The 13069-nt window shown below is 57.2% G+C and carries 20 protein-coding genes; all 20 read right to left on the bottom strand.

The features are described from left to right. Nucleotides 1–20: 20 nt before the first annotated feature. The 20 genes from AC2FHX_RS10060 to AC2FHX_RS10155 all read right to left on the bottom strand — a co-directional run bounded on the left by AC2FHX_RS10060 (nt 21) and on the right by AC2FHX_RS10155 (nt 12906). The gene (locus AC2FHX_RS10060; RefSeq protein ID WP_480636068.1) at nt 21–623 is read right to left on the bottom strand and encodes an NADH-quinone oxidoreductase subunit J; all 603 of its coding nucleotides are present in this window, start codon (nt 621–623) and stop codon (nt 21–23) included. Next, on the bottom strand, nt 620–1030 hold the full coding sequence (locus AC2FHX_RS10065; protein ID WP_496689758.1) for a carboxymuconolactone decarboxylase family protein: 411 nt from the start codon (nt 1028–1030) through the stop codon (nt 620–622). Before AC2FHX_RS10065 ends, AC2FHX_RS10060 begins: the two co-directional genes overlap by 4 nt. Continuing rightward, nucleotides 1023–1259, bottom strand: a complete 237-nt coding sequence (locus AC2FHX_RS10070) for a hypothetical protein (protein ID WP_496689757.1) — start codon at nt 1257–1259, stop codon at nt 1023–1025. Before AC2FHX_RS10070 ends, AC2FHX_RS10065 begins: the two co-directional genes overlap by 8 nt. 12 nt (nt 1260–1271) lie before the next feature. Further along, nucleotides 1272–1766: an NADH-quinone oxidoreductase subunit NuoI gene (gene nuoI, locus AC2FHX_RS10075; RefSeq protein WP_496689756.1), complete on the bottom strand. Its 495-nt coding sequence runs from the start codon at nt 1764–1766 to the stop codon at nt 1272–1274. 1 nt (nt 1767) lies between these two features. Then, nucleotides 1768–2805, bottom strand: a complete 1038-nt coding sequence (nuoH, locus tag AC2FHX_RS10080) for an NADH-quinone oxidoreductase subunit NuoH (protein WP_496690845.1) — start codon at nt 2803–2805, stop codon at nt 1768–1770. Nucleotides 2806–3009: 204 nt separating this feature from the next. Beyond that, nucleotides 3010–5031 (bottom strand): NADH-quinone oxidoreductase subunit NuoG, encoded by a 2022-nt coding sequence (gene nuoG / locus AC2FHX_RS10085; RefSeq protein ID WP_496701748.1) that lies wholly within the window; start codon nt 5029–5031, stop codon nt 3010–3012. 8 nt (nt 5032–5039) lie between these two features. After that, nucleotides 5040–5465, bottom strand: a complete 426-nt coding sequence (locus AC2FHX_RS10090; RefSeq protein WP_271950187.1) for a DUF5333 family protein — start codon at nt 5463–5465, stop codon at nt 5040–5042. Nucleotides 5466–5485: 20 nt separating this feature from the next. Further along, nucleotides 5486–5890 carry a DUF5333 domain-containing protein gene (locus AC2FHX_RS10095; protein WP_271950189.1) on the bottom strand — a complete coding sequence of 135 codons (405 nt, stop codon included), beginning with the start codon at nt 5888–5890 and terminating at the stop codon, nt 5486–5488. A 98-nt stretch (nt 5891–5988) separates the two neighbouring features. Continuing rightward, on the bottom strand, nt 5989–6372 hold the full coding sequence (locus tag AC2FHX_RS10100; protein WP_142634885.1) for a hypothetical protein: 384 nt from the start codon (nt 6370–6372) through the stop codon (nt 5989–5991). Then, the gene (locus AC2FHX_RS10105) at nt 6372–6788 is read right to left on the bottom strand and encodes an MAPEG family protein (protein WP_496701745.1); all 417 of its coding nucleotides are present in this window, start codon (nt 6786–6788) and stop codon (nt 6372–6374) included. Before AC2FHX_RS10105 ends, AC2FHX_RS10100 begins: the two co-directional genes overlap by 1 nt. Before the next feature lie 5 nt (nt 6789–6793). After that, entirely contained in the window at nt 6794–8092 is a 1299-nt protein-coding gene (nuoF, locus tag AC2FHX_RS10110; protein ID WP_496701816.1) for an NADH-quinone oxidoreductase subunit NuoF, read from the bottom strand. 12 nt (nt 8093–8104) lie between these two features. Beyond that, complete coding sequence (locus AC2FHX_RS10115; protein WP_142634889.1) at nt 8105–8326, bottom strand: DUF5337 domain-containing protein; 222 nt, start codon at nt 8324–8326, stop codon at nt 8105–8107. 32 nt (nt 8327–8358) lie between these two features. Beyond that, entirely contained in the window at nt 8359–9459 is a 1101-nt protein-coding gene (nuoE, locus tag AC2FHX_RS10120; protein ID WP_496701743.1) for an NADH-quinone oxidoreductase subunit NuoE, read from the bottom strand. Continuing rightward, nucleotides 9459–9875, bottom strand: a complete 417-nt coding sequence (locus AC2FHX_RS10125; protein ID WP_496701741.1) for a hypothetical protein — start codon at nt 9873–9875, stop codon at nt 9459–9461. Before AC2FHX_RS10125 ends, nuoE begins: the two co-directional genes overlap by 1 nt. After that, nucleotides 9872–11095, bottom strand: a complete 1224-nt coding sequence (locus tag AC2FHX_RS10130) for an NADH-quinone oxidoreductase subunit D (protein ID WP_271950197.1) — start codon at nt 11093–11095, stop codon at nt 9872–9874. The genes AC2FHX_RS10125 and AC2FHX_RS10130 overlap by 4 nt, the downstream gene beginning before the upstream one ends. Beyond that, entirely contained in the window at nt 11095–11220 is a 126-nt protein-coding gene (locus AC2FHX_RS10135; RefSeq protein ID WP_496689750.1) for a hypothetical protein, read from the bottom strand. The genes AC2FHX_RS10130 and AC2FHX_RS10135 overlap by 1 nt, the downstream gene beginning before the upstream one ends. A 7-nt stretch (nt 11221–11227) precedes the next feature. Then, the gene (locus AC2FHX_RS10140; RefSeq protein ID WP_170433422.1) at nt 11228–11401 is read right to left on the bottom strand and encodes a hypothetical protein; all 174 of its coding nucleotides are present in this window, start codon (nt 11399–11401) and stop codon (nt 11228–11230) included. Then, entirely contained in the window at nt 11401–12006 is a 606-nt protein-coding gene (locus AC2FHX_RS10145; protein ID WP_496701738.1) for an NADH-quinone oxidoreductase subunit C, read from the bottom strand. The genes AC2FHX_RS10140 and AC2FHX_RS10145 overlap by 1 nt, the downstream gene beginning before the upstream one ends. Before the next feature lie 10 nt (nt 12007–12016). Next, the gene (locus tag AC2FHX_RS10150) at nt 12017–12550 is read right to left on the bottom strand and encodes a NuoB/complex I 20 kDa subunit family protein (RefSeq protein ID WP_138842137.1); all 534 of its coding nucleotides are present in this window, start codon (nt 12548–12550) and stop codon (nt 12017–12019) included. Continuing rightward, on the bottom strand, nt 12541–12906 hold the full coding sequence (locus tag AC2FHX_RS10155) for an NADH-quinone oxidoreductase subunit A (RefSeq protein WP_496690852.1): 366 nt from the start codon (nt 12904–12906) through the stop codon (nt 12541–12543). Before AC2FHX_RS10155 ends, AC2FHX_RS10150 begins: the two co-directional genes overlap by 10 nt. Between the last annotated feature and the right edge of the window lie 163 nt (nt 12907–13069).

Raw genomic sequence — 13069 nt, forward strand, 5'->3', positions numbered from 1 at the left:
GACTATTTGCAAAGCGCGGTTCACAACCCCTGCCCCGGTTTCACGTCCTTCAACTCCATCGCCTTGGCCGGGTCGCGCATCATCTGGCCGATGATGTCCTGACGCTTGATGTCCTGACGGTGGCGCAGCGTCAGCACGATGGCACCGATCATGGCCACCAGCAGGATCAGGCCCGCCAGTTGGAAAAGAAGGAAGTATTGGTCGTAAAGGATGACACCCAGTGCCTCGGTATTGTGACGATCCACTGGAACCGGCTGTGCCAGATTGGCCGCCGCACCCTGCGCGCTGTCCCAAGCCCCAAAGGCCATGACAAACTGCATCAGGATGACCAGACCGATCAGCAAGGCCAGCGGCATATAGCGTGCCATCTCGGCCTTGAGCTCAGCAAAATCCACGTCCAGCATCATCACGACGAACAGGAACAGAACCGCGACCGCGCCGACATAGACGATGATCAGCAGCATCGCCACGAACTCAGCCCCCAGCAGCACAAACAATCCTGCCGCGGACAGGAAGGACAGGATCAACCACAGCACGGAATGCACCGGCTGGCGGCTGATCACCGTGAACAGCCCGCCGGTGATGGCGCTGATGGCGAACAGATAGAAGGCAAAGACGGTCATTGATCCTCATCCTCGTTATCGCCCATGACCTCTTGCGCCAATTCCAGCGCGCGGGTCATGGCCGGGATGCCGGCAAAGACCGACATCTGACCGATCGTTTCCACGATCTCTTGTTTCTTGGCACCGGCTTCCACAGCGTGGCGCACGGTCTGACGCACCGCCGCATCCGCCTGCGCGCCCTGACAGGTCAGCCCGGCCAGTGTCAGCAACAGGCGCGTTTTGGCATCCAACCCGTCTTTGTTGACGGTGTTGCCGAACATCATCTCCATGACTTCTTTTGGCATGGTCGGCCATAGAGTTTCGAACCCTTTGGGCGAGAAGCTCTCCATCGCAGGGTTCATCGCCTTGGCCATGTCCTGCGCCTGCTTCATCATCAGCTCAAACGGATTTGTCGGGGCGTCATTCATTGATCAATTTCCCATCAACCTTGGGCCAGGGAGAGTTCGCAAAAACCCAAATGACAATGATGTTCACGAATGGGATACACATCAGAAGTGCCAGCCATTTCGATGAACCTGTTCTTTTCGCAATCTTTAGCGAGGGAATACCAACGGCCAAAAATGCTATGCCCAATATTAACAACAGCGCCGGCAGACCGGACACATGAAATTGGAAACTTTCTGTTGCGTCATTCATTAGTTTTCTCGCTTAGCGATACGGCGCGTCTATTTCCAGATTGCGGGCGATCTCGGCTTCCCAGCGTTCGCCGTTATCCAGCAGTTTTTCCTTGTCGTAGAACAACTCTTCGCGGGTTTCCGTGGCGAATTCGAAATTAGGACCTTCGACGATGGCATCGACCGGGCAGGCCTCTTGGCAGAAACCGCAATAGATGCACTTGGTCATGTCGATGTCATAGCGCGTGGTACGGCGGCTGCCATCTTCGCGCGGTTCGGCGTCGATTGTAATGGCCTGTGCAGGGCAGATCGCCTCGCAGAGTTTGCAGGCAATACAGCGTTCTTCACCGTTGGGATAGCGACGCAGGGCGTGTTCACCGCGAAATCGCGGAGACAGAGGACCCTTTTCATGCGGGTAGTTCAGGGTAGCCTTCGGTGCGAAGAAGTACTTCAGTCCCAGCTTCATGCCGACCCAGAAGTCCTGTAGCAGGAAGTACTTGGCGGCGCGGGTGTAGTCGATTTGGGTCATGTCAGCCTCCTACGCTCCAGCGGGCGAAAGCACCCCAGAACCAGTCGAATTTCGCCGCAAAGGCCACGAAGACTACCCAAGCCAGCGAGAAGGGCAGGAACACTTTCCAGCCCAGCCGCATCAGCTGGTCATAGCGGTAGCGCGGCGTGATCGCCTTGACCATTGCGAAGAGGAAGAAGAAGAACGCCATCTTCGCGACCATCCACAACACGCCGTCGGGCAGGCCCGGGATCGGGGACAGCCAGCCGCCGAAAAACAGCAGCGTGGTTAGCGCGCACATCAGGAAAATGGCGATATATTCGCCAGCCATGAACAACAGGAAAGGCGTGGCCGAGTATTCGACCTGATAGCCCGCGACCAGTTCGGATTCCGCCTCTGGCAGGTCAAACGGTGGGCGGTTGGTTTCGGCCAGCGCCGAGATGAAGAACAGGAAGACCATTGGGAAATGCGGCAACCAGTACCAGCTGAAGAACCCAAAGCGCCCGTCTTGCGCATGCACGATGTCACCGAAGTTCATCGACCCGGTCGACAGGATCACACCGATGATGATCAGACCAATCGAGACCTCGTAGGAAATCATCTGAGCGGCAGAGCGCAATGAGCCAAGGAAAGGGTACTTTGAGTTCGACGCCCACCCCCCCATGATCACGCCATAAACCTCCAACGAGGACACGGCGAAGACATACAGGATGGCGACATTTATATCCGACAGCACCCAGCCGTCGTTGAACGGAATCACGGCCCAGGCGATCATCGCCAGAACAAATGAGGTCAACGGCGCGAGGATAAAGACGGTGCGGTCTGCACCCGCTGGGATAACCACCTCTTTAACCACATATTTCAGCGCGTCGGCCACCGTTTGCAGCAGGCCATAGACGCCCACCACATTGGGGCCACGGCGCATCTGAACCGCCGCCCAGATCTTGCGGTCTCCATAGACAAGGAACAACAGCGAAATCATCACAAAGGCCACAACGGCAAGCACTTGTGCCAGAATGATGAGGGCTATTCCGCCTGGGGTGTTAAAGAATTCAGCCATTGGTCCTCACACCGTGGGTATTCCGTTTTCCGCACGAAATGCTAAGGCCATGTGCCTGCGCAAAGTGCGTCTGGGTCGGCGCGTTGGTGTAAACAGCATCTGCAGCCGCTACGCCACCCTTTTTATTCCGTTTCATAGGCAAAACAGGGGCGAGCCCCTGTCCGACCAGCACAGGGTCGAGATGCGATATGACAGAGTTTCGGTTCATTCCGCCGCGATCTTTTCGCCTTTGCGAGCCTGCGTCTGCGCCGATAGCTCAGCCATCAACTGCGAGGCCCGTGCAATCGGGTTGCTCAGGTAGAAGTCCTTCACGGTGTGACGGAAGCTCGCCTTGCCCAGAGGGCCGAGCTTCAGCGCCTGAACCTCGTTTTCGATCACCTCGTCGATACGGGCCAGATGCGGCACCGCCTCGATCAGCGCGGTGCGTAGTTGCGCCAGCGAGTCATAAGGCAACGTCACACCCAGTTCGGCAGACAAAGCGCGCAGGATCGCCCAGTTTTCCTTCGCCTCACCTGGTGCAAACCCGGCACGCATCGCCAGTTGCGGGCGGCCTTCGGTGTTCACGAACAGGCCGTTTTCCTCGGTATAGGCTGCGCCCGGCAGGATCACGTCGGCGCGGTGCGCACCTCGATCGCCATGGCTGCCCTGATAGATGACAAAGGCGCCGTCGCCGATTTCAACTTCATCGGCACCGAGATTATAGATCACATCCGCCGCGCTGATTGTATCCATGCCACCTTCGTTGGTTGCATCGACATCCATAGAACCAACACGTGAGGCGGCTGTGTGCAGGACAATCAAACCGCTTTCGGTATTCGCCGCAATGGTTTGCGCAGCGCCCAAAACCGCAGCGCCATCCGCTTCCTGCAATGCACCCTGACCAATGATGACCAACGAGCGTTTGCCTTTGACCTCATCATCTCCGCCCATATCCACCACCTGCTGCAATGCCGCACGATCATCGCCGACATGGTGGTAGTCATAGGTCAGATCAACTGCCGGGCCGACCACAGCAATCTCAGCCCCATGCGCCCAGGCTTTGCGAATGCGCGCGTTCAGCACCGGCGCCTCATCGCGCGGGTTGGTTCCGATCAGCAGAATGCGCTCGGCGCTGTCGATATCTTCGATCGCAGCGGTCCCGGCATAGGCTGCGCGGTTGCCCGCTGGCAGCTTGGCGCCATCGGTACGGCATTCGACAACCCCACCTTGCCCTTCAATCATCTGCTTCAGAGCAAACGTAGCCTCGACCGGGGCCAAGTCGCCCACGATACCGGCGGGCTTTTCAGCCCCTTTCAACGCCTCGGCCGCTTTGGTCAACGCCTCGGGCCACGTCGCCGGGCGCAGCTTACCGTTTTCACGCAGGTATGGCTTGTCCAGCCGCTGACGACGCAGGCCGTCCCACACAAACCGCGTCTTATCACTGATCCATTCTTCGTTCACGCCATCATGATTGCGCGGCAAAAAGCGCATGACTTCGCGCCCTTTGGTATCCACGCGAATGTTCGAACCCAAGGCATCCATCACGTCGATGCTTTCGGTCTTGGTCAGTTCCCAAGGGCGCGCGGTGAAAGCATAGGGTTTCGAGGTCAGCGCCCCGACGGGGCACAAGTCGATGATATTACCTTGCAGATTCGAATCTAGCGTCTGGTTCAGATATGACGTGATCTCGGCGTCTTCGCCCCGCCCGGTTTGACCCATCTGAGTGATCCCGGCCACTTCGGTTGTAAAGCGCACGCAGCGGGTGCAACTGATGCAGCGGGTCATCGCGGTACCAACCAGCGGACCCAGATCCAGATCATCGACCGCGCGCTTGGCTTCCTTAAACCGCGTGCCCGACATGCCATATGCCATCGCCTGATCCTGCAGATCGCACTCGCCACCCTGATCGCAGATCGGGCAATCCAGTGGATGGTTGATCAGCAAGAACTCCATCACTCCTTCGCGGGCCTTCTTGACCATGGGCGAGTTGGTTTTGACCACCGGTGCCTGCCCTTCCGGCCCTGGACGAAGATCGCGCACCTGCATGGCACAAGAGGCCGCAGGTTTGGGCGGCCCCCCAACAACTTCGACCAGACACATCCGGCAGTTCCCGGCAATCGACAGACGCTCGTGATAGCAAAAGCGCGGCACTTCGACCCCGGCCTGTTCGCAGGCCTGAATCAGGGTCATCGCACCATCGACTTCGATTTCCTGTCCGTCGATGTTAACTTTGCGGAGGTCAGACATGATTTAAACTACCCTTTCAGGAATGTGCCGATAGCAGATTTTTTGGCGATTTCGCTTCGCCCTGCCGAGCACATCGTATCTGGAACGCCAATCACGATGCCGTTTCCTTGGATATAACGAATAGCGTCGTCCTGTATCCGCTTCCGCGGCAAATTTCTTTCGAGATAGACAAAATCACTTTCCCGATACCCCTTGGCTTCTAGGTCGTCAGCTACCGTTTTCATGCTTTGCCTGATCTGCGAACGATTGAGCGACAAATTCGGACAACCGCCTGCAATCTGCTCTGCCATAGCGTTGGCAAAGGCCACATCATAGAGGCTCTGCGGAACCTGAGTACGAAACTGAGCGCGAGATGTGTCAGCGTCCAAAGCTTGGCTGGATGTTGACTCGCATCCAGCTAAGACCAAAAGCAAAACACCAGCAAAGCCCGTCATCAAAGCTCTGAAACCCATACTCAATTCGCCCTCAAATACACGCCGATGGCGCTGTTTCTTTCAATTTCCGCGCGACCAAGCGTACAGAAGGAATTCGGCCGGTCATACGACACGCCATTTTGGGCCAGATAGGCCTCGCCCTTGGCGCGCATTCGGTCTTTTTCTGCATCCGAATCGACATAGGAGCGGATTTCACTGTCGGAATAGCCCAACTGGTTCGCTTTCGACCGCAAGCCCCACATCACACCAATCGCCTTCATACGCCGCCCGCTGATGGAGGGGCAGTATTCCGAAATTTCGTTCGCGATAGCGATGTAATAGAGTTCGTTGTCGATCTCTTTGACTTCGCGCAAGGGAGGTTTAGCCAAAGCAACCGCAGGCAGTGTCAGCGCCGTTGCAACGGCAAGCATTTTGATACCAGACATGACAAATCCTTTCGTCTTGGAAAGACCAAGACGACGGAGGCCAGCATTGCTATGCAATAGCAATGGGCCTGTCACGGCGTGATATGCAAAAACCCGCTTCATGGACGGCGGCAGCTCCCGGCAAAGGTTAGTCTGTCATCGTTGATCTGAAGGTTTTGTGGTTCGGTATCCGGCCCGACCTTCCAGTCGATCCTGGAGGATCCGAAATTCGCGATGCAAAACTTGGTGCCCTCATAACGGCCAGCCTCGCGTGCACCATCCAATGAGGCAGATACTCCTTTGATCACAACGGTGAAATCCGAAGGAGACGCTTTTTTGTTGATGTGCTTTGCTTTGGCTCTGAACGACTTGCCATCGAATAGAATACGATCTTCCGAAGGCTTAATCAGCCCGCAGGCCGAAACCGCCACCAGCAGTAAAACTGCGCCGATGAGGGAAACATTCTTGGTTCTGGTCACAAGATCAACAGTTCGTTCAATCATTAAAACGCCGCCACCAATGCCATGATCCCCATCACGAACATGCAAAGCCAGGCAACCACGTAAAGAACCGAGCGCAAGCCAGAGTTCGGCTTACCCAGTCCACGCAGATGAACAAACAGCATTGCCAGACGCGAAACCAGTGCCACCGAGGCGAGCAAGTTTACCCAAAACGGGCTGACCCCCAACAAAATTGCCGCGACCGTCACCGCCGCAAAAGCAGGAAGCGTTTCAGTGCCGTTCAGATAGGCACGGTTCAACCGATAGGCCCTGTCTGAATAATCTTGCTCGGGCGTGGCGCCTGGCGCCAGCCCCTTACCCTGTTTGGCCATTGCCGAAAATGGGGCTAGGAACAGGACGACGAGGGTGAAGATCATCACCGATGCAAGTGCATGGCCATAGTCCGAGAATACTTCCATTTGAATCACTCCGCTGCCATCGCACCCGTGCGGCCCGATTTCTGGGCCTTGATGCGGTCTTCGATTTCTTCCCGGAAATTGCGGATCAGGCCCTGGATTGGCCAGGCTGCCGCATCACCGAGGGCACAGATCGTGTGGCCTTCGACCTGTTTGGTCACGTCAAACAGCATGTCGATCTCTTCCAACTCGGCCTCACCGCGCACAAGGCGATCCATGACGCGCATCATCCATCCGGTGCCTTCACGACACGGTGTGCACTGACCGCAGCTTTCATGTTTGTAAAACTTCGACAATCGCCAGATCGCTTTAATTATATCGGTGGATTTATCCATCACGATCACCGCAGCCGTACCCAGGCCCGAGCCCAGATCGTTGCGCAGGTGGTCAAAGTCCATGATCGCGTCGCGCATGTTCTCACCGCGCACACAGGGCACCGACGAACCACCCGGAATAACCGCCAGCAAATTGTCCCAGCCGCCGCGAATGCCGCCGCAATGGGTTTCGATCAGCTGTTCAAACGGAATCGACATCGCCTCTTCAACGACGCAAGGATTGTTCACATGGCCCGAGATCGCAAACAGCTTGGTGCCCGCGTTGTTCTGACGGCCAAAGCCTGCGAACCAGTCGGCCCCGCGACGCAAGATCGTCGGCACTACCGCAATGGATTCCACATTGTTCACCGTGGTTGGGCACCCATACAAACCTGCGCCCGCCGGGAACGGCGGCTTCATCCGCGGCATGCCCTTTTTGCCCTCAAGGCTTTCGATCAGGGCAGTTTCTTCACCACAGATATAGGCGCCCGCCCCGTGATGCAGGAACAGATCGAAGTCCCAGCCTGACCCAGCGGCGTTCTTGCCCAACAAACCGGCGTCATAGGCTTCGTCAATCGCGGCCTGCAGCGCCTCACGCTCGCGGATGTATTCACCGCGCAGGTAGATATAGCAAGTATGCGCATTCATCGCGAAAGAGGCGATCAGGCAGCCTTCGATAAGCGTATGCGGATCGTGGCGCATGATTTCACGGTCTTTGCAGGTGCCAGGCTCGGATTCATCCGCATTTACCACCAGATAGGACGGGCGACCGTCACTTTCCTTGGGCATGAAGGACCACTTCAGACCGGTTGGAAAACCCGCGCCGCCCCGGCCGCGCAGCCCTGAATCCTTCATCGTCTGGATGATCCAGTCGCGCCCGTTGCCGATCAGGCCAGCAGTGCTGTCCCAATGCCCCCGGGTCTGTGCACCGCGCAAAGTACGCTCGTGCATCCCGTAGATGTTGGTAAAGATCCTGTCCTGATCCTTCAGCATCATGTGTTACCTTCAGCTGTCCTGACGCATGCGCCAGAGTTGAAAAATGTTGACGCCCGCATAGATGAACCCGGCCAGCGCGGCAAAATCAAACAGCAGCGCATAGCGTCCCGGCAGTTCCATCGCAGGGCCAATGAACATGGTCATGGCAAGCCAGACCAGCATGGTCACGGCGATGACCACTCCGATATGTCGACCCTTGCGGGCCATGGCCTGTTCCTTGTCCTTGTCCATCTTGTCCTAAATGCCCAGAGCGGGCACACATCCTAGTCTTCGTATGTACCGTCGTCCTTGGCCCGCTTGGCGAACTCGGTTTCTTCACCCGCCGCCAGCTTGGTGGCCTGATCAATCCAGCCGTCTCTCTCGATCCGGCCTTTGAACTTCAGCCGCGCATCAACCCAGGCAACCTGCTCAGGCGTCCATTTGGCGATCTGATCATAATGATAGAAGCCCAGCTCGTTCAGCGTCTTCTCAAGCTTAGGCCCGACACCTTTAAGCAGCTTCAGATCGTCCGACTTGCCGTCCCGCGCATCCGAAAGCGTGTCGGGCTGGTCTTCTTTGACCGCCTTCGCTTCAGCCGCTTGTTTCACCGCAGGTTTGGCAGGTGCGGGGGCCTTGGGAGGATTCGGAGCAGCCTTGGTCGCCGCCGCCTTGCCATCCTTGCCCAGCCATGGCGTCAGGATCGGAACCTCGGTCCCGTCGATGCGCTTGACGGTATCCCCCAGATCAGTCGCCAACTGAACGCTGGCGTTATACTGGGTTCGGCCGCTGTCATATTCTGACAGGCTGGTCAGCCCCTTCAAAGGCTCTGCCGCATAGCGCCCGTTCTGAGGGCCCGGTGTCGGCACCTTGCCAGCGGCCAGATCGTCGATGATCTTGCCAAAACCCTCGGCGGTCAGGTCTTCGTAATAGTCCTTGCCGATCTGCGCCATTGGCGCGTTGGTGCAAGAGCCAAGGCATTCGACCTCTTCCCAGCTGAGCTTGCCATCGGCGGACAAAGCATGCGGCTTGGCGGCGATCTTGTCCTTGCAGACCGCAATTAAATCCTCGGCCCCGCAGATCATGCAGGACGTGGTCCCGCACACCTGAACATGCGCCACCGAGCCAACCGGCTGCAGCTGGAACATGAAATAGAACGAGGCGACTTCGAGCACGCGGATATAGGCCATGCCCAGCATGTCAGCGACGGATTCAATCGCCGGACGGCTCAGCCAGCCCTCTTGTTCTTGCGCGCGCCATAGCAGAGGGATCACCGCGCTGGCCTGACGGCCCTCGGGATACTTGGTGATCTGCGCTTCGGCCCATTGCCGGTTGGCAGCGGTGAAGGCAAAGCTTTCGGGTTGTTCTGGATGAAGGCGGCGGAGCATTAAGCACATTCCCCATTTTCTGCCAATCCAAGTTTCCATAAATTTGGATCATTTGAATTATTGGACGAGATCACTTTGGCGTCCACTAGATCAAAAATGGCCCACAAAAATGGCTCTTGTCCGGCGGGACAGTTCTCAACGCCTGACCCCGCCAACAATCTAGAATACACCATGCAGCTTTCTGATGAGCTAAGTTTGCTCAACACATAGTTCGAAGCGCGCTCTTCAAGCGATCTGTAGTGCTCGAACACCTCCGGAAACTCGTCAACCGGATAACAACCTTTCGTTGCGCTACAGTCGGCTACTTTCTCCAGAAGGTCTGGGGATAGAAAGAGGCAAAAATCACTCAAAGGCGCCGCCGATACCGCATGGCCCATAGGAAGGATAGCTAAGGTAAACGCTAAGAGCTTCTTCACCGATCAATCTCCCCGAACACAACGTCCATGGTGCCGATGATGGCTGCGACGTCGGCCAGTTGGTGGCCTCCGGCGATGTGATCCATGGCTTGCAGGTGCAGGAAGCCCGGCGCGCGCAGTTTGGCCCTGTAAGGCTTGTTGGTGCCATCGGCGACCAGATAGACGCCGAACTCACCCTTCGGGGCCTCGACGGCGGCATAGACCTCGCCCGCGGGCACGTGGAAGCCTTCGGTATACAGCTTGAAGTGATGGATCAGGCTTTCCATCGAGGTCTTCATATCCGAGCGTTTCGGCGGGGTGATCTTGCCGCGGGCCAGCACATCTCCGGGGCATTCGCGGATTTTGGCGATGGCCTGACGGATAATCAGCAAGGACTGGCGCATCTCTTCCATGCGGCAGAGATAGCGGTCATAGCAGTCGCCGTTCTTGCCGACCGGAATCTGGAACTCGAATTCGTCATAGCATTCATAGGGCTGCGCGCGGCGCAAATCCCAGGCCAGCCCCGATCCGCGTACCATGACACCCGAGAAACCGTATTTCTGGATGTCATCCTCGGTCACCACGCCAATATCGGCGTTGCGCTGTTTGAAGATGCGGTTTTCGGTCAGCAGACCATCAATGTCGTCGAGAATGGTAGGGAATTCGTGGCTCCACGCCTCGATATCGTCCAGCAGTTCCGGCGGCAGGTCCTGATGCACACCGCCGGGGCGGAAATAGGCCGCGTGCAGACGTGCTCCGCAGGCGCGTTCATAGAACACCATCAGCTTTTCGCGCTCTTCAAACCCCCAGAGCGGCGGGGTCAGCGCGCCCACATCCATCGCCTGCGTGGTCACGTTCAGCAGATGGTTCAGGATGCGCCCGATCTCGGAATACAGAACCCGGATCAGCGAACCGCGGCGCGGAACCTCGACCCCGGTCAGCTTTTCGATGGCCAGACACCAGGCATGTTCCTGGTTCATCGGCGCCACGTAGTCCAGACGGTCGAAATACGGCAGGTTCTGCAGATACGTCCGGCTTTCCATCAGCTTTTCGGTGCCACGATGCAGCAGACCAATATGCGGGTCGCAACGCTCGACAATTTCGCCGTCCAGCTCAAGCACCAGACGCAAAACTCCGTGCGCCGCAGGGTGTTGCGGGCCGAAGTTAATGTTGAAATTGCGGATCTTCTGTTCTCCGCTCAGCGCGTCCGTGCTGCCGTCATCATATCTTGAGCCGTCCATCAACGCCCCCGCTTATTCTTTTTTGCATCAGCCCGAACCCGGACCTTTTCGGCCTCGGCCGCCTTGGCTGCAGCCCCCGCCAGAAGGACCCCCAGCGCACCCAGCACGATCAGTTCCCCCAGCATCATCATCTCAGCGGCGCTCCAGCTCTTGCAGTTTCAGCCCGACCCACCACAGCAACGCGATCGTGCCAAAGGGGATCAGACAGAGCAGGCACCAGTATTTGTTGATCCCGAAAAACGGCAAAATCTTCACCATCGGGATGATGGTCAGTGCAGATAGGATCAGCCACCAAATGCCACCCATTATTCGTTCTCCTGTTTCTCATCGCCGGGCAGGATGTAATTCGCACCCTCCCACGGAGACATGAAATCAAACTGACGGTATTCCTGCACCAGATTGACCGGCTCATAGACCACACGCTTTTGCGCCTCGTCATAACGGACCTCGGTATAGCCGGTGGTCGGGAAATCCTTGCGCAGCGGATAGCCACGAAAGCCATAGTCGGTCAGGATTCGCCGCAGATCAGGATGGCCCGAGAAAAGGATGCCGAACATATCGAACACCTCGCGCTCGAACCAGTTGGCCGAGGGGTGAACGTCGACAATCGACGGCACCATGTCATCCTCACGGATCGACACGCGCAGGCGGATACGCTGGTTCTGGTACATCGACAGGAAGTGATAGACCACATCGAACCGCTTGGCCCGTTCGGGATAGTCAACGGCTGTGATGTCCACCAGGGTCGAAAACTTGCAACTGGCATCGCCCTTCAGGAATTCGATAAATTCCACAAGATTCGACGGGGCCACGTCCACGTTCAACTCATCATGGGTGACATCCCAGGACAGAACGCAATCGGTCCGTTTAAGTTCCAGCTGCGCGCCGAGTTCTTTGAGTGCTTCGCTCATTGCCCCCTCCTCAGCGTACTATGGTGCCGGTGCGGCGGATTTTGCGCTGCAGCTGCATCAGACCATACAACAGCGCCTCAGCCGTTGGAGGGCATCCAGGCACATAGATATCGACCGGCACAATGCGGTCACATCCGCGCACAACAGAATAGGAATAATGGTAATACCCGCCGCCGTTGGCGCAGGATCCCATCGAGATCACATAGCGCGGCTCGGGCATCTGGTCATAGACCTTACGCAGCGCAGGCGCCATTTTGTTGGTCAGCGTTCCGGCCACAATCATAACGTCTGACTGACGTGGGGACGCGCGTGGCGCGATACCGAACCGTTCTGCATCATAACGCGGCATCGAGGTGTGCATCATCTCAACTGCGCAACAGGCCAGCCCGAAGGTCATCCAGTGTAACGACCCGGTTCGGGCCCAGTTGATGATGTCCTCCGTCGAGGTCAGCAGAAAGCCTTTGTCCTGCAGCTCGGCATTGAGGGCCTGGGTGGCGACTTCTTTGTCGACGCCGGCGGTGTTTGAACCCGTCATCACTCCCATTCCAGGGCCCCTTTCTTCCATTCATAGGCAAAGCCGATGGTCAGAACGCCCAGGAACACCATCATCGACCAGAATCCGACATCGCTGATGTCTTTGAAAGCCACGGCCCAAGGGAACAGGAACGCAATTTCCAGATCGAAGATGATGAAAAGAATCGCGACCAGATAGAATCGGACGTCGAATTTCATCCGCGCATCGTCGAAGGCGTTGAAGCCGCATTCATAAGCGCTGACCTTTTCAGGGTCGGGATTGCGGACGGCCAGCACCACAGCGGCAAGAATCAAGACGATTCCAAGGCCCGCAGCGACGACCAGAAACACCAGGATCGGGAGGTACTCCCGCAGCAGGTCTTCCACGAATAGCTCCTTTCCTGCGCGTGCCCCGTAGGGGAGCGCCGTCAATTAGCGTGTTGACTGGACATTCTCTATCCGCGCGGGGTCAGAGGGTCAACCAAACACAACCGCATGGCACCCTAATATCCCGTTTCATTCCAGCCGAACTTCGATCCGTGAAACGCAC

The organism is Ruegeria sp. CDSC042 (assembly GCF_059610745.1).

Coding starts and splice junctions, on each gene's coding strand:
- AC2FHX_RS10060 (WP_480636068.1), bottom strand. CDS start 623: ATGACCGTCTTTGCCTTCTATCTGTTCGCCATCAGCGCCATCACCGGC.
- AC2FHX_RS10065 (WP_496689758.1), bottom strand. CDS start 1,030: ATGAATGACGCCCCGACAAATCCGTTTGAGCTGATGATGAAGCAGGCG.
- AC2FHX_RS10070 (WP_496689757.1), bottom strand. CDS start 1,259: ATGAATGACGCAACAGAAAGTTTCCAATTTCATGTGTCCGGTCTGCCG.
- nuoI (WP_496689756.1), bottom strand. CDS start 1,766: ATGACCCAAATCGACTACACCCGCGCCGCCAAGTACTTCCTGCTACAG.
- nuoH (WP_496690845.1), bottom strand. CDS start 2,805: ATGGCTGAATTCTTTAACACCCCAGGCGGAATAGCCCTCATCATTCTG.
- nuoG (WP_496701748.1), bottom strand. CDS start 5,031: ATGTCTGACCTCCGCAAAGTTAACATCGACGGACAGGAAATCGAAGTC.
- AC2FHX_RS10090 (WP_271950187.1), bottom strand. CDS start 5,465: ATGACGGGCTTTGCTGGTGTTTTGCTTTTGGTCTTAGCTGGATGCGAG.
- AC2FHX_RS10095 (WP_271950189.1), bottom strand. CDS start 5,890: ATGTCTGGTATCAAAATGCTTGCCGTTGCAACGGCGCTGACACTGCCT.
- AC2FHX_RS10100 (WP_142634885.1), bottom strand. CDS start 6,372: ATGATTGAACGAACTGTTGATCTTGTGACCAGAACCAAGAATGTTTCC.
- AC2FHX_RS10105 (WP_496701745.1), bottom strand. CDS start 6,788: ATGGAAGTATTCTCGGACTATGGCCATGCACTTGCATCGGTGATGATC.
- nuoF (WP_496701816.1), bottom strand. CDS start 8,092: ATGCTGAAGGATCAGGACAGGATCTTTACCAACATCTACGGGATGCAC.
- AC2FHX_RS10115 (WP_142634889.1), bottom strand. CDS start 8,326: ATGGACAAGGACAAGGAACAGGCCATGGCCCGCAAGGGTCGACATATC.
- nuoE (WP_496701743.1), bottom strand. CDS start 9,459: ATGCTCCGCCGCCTTCATCCAGAACAACCCGAAAGCTTTGCCTTCACC.
- AC2FHX_RS10130 (WP_271950197.1), bottom strand. CDS start 11,095: ATGGACGGCTCAAGATATGATGACGGCAGCACGGACGCGCTGAGCGGA.
- AC2FHX_RS10135 (WP_496689750.1), bottom strand. CDS start 11,220: ATGCTGGGGGAACTGATCGTGCTGGGTGCGCTGGGGGTCCTTCTGGCG.
- AC2FHX_RS10140 (WP_170433422.1), bottom strand. CDS start 11,401: ATGGGTGGCATTTGGTGGCTGATCCTATCTGCACTGACCATCATCCCG.
- AC2FHX_RS10145 (WP_496701738.1), bottom strand. CDS start 12,006: ATGAGCGAAGCACTCAAAGAACTCGGCGCGCAGCTGGAACTTAAACGG.
- AC2FHX_RS10150 (WP_138842137.1), bottom strand. CDS start 12,550: ATGGGAGTGATGACGGGTTCAAACACCGCCGGCGTCGACAAAGAAGTC.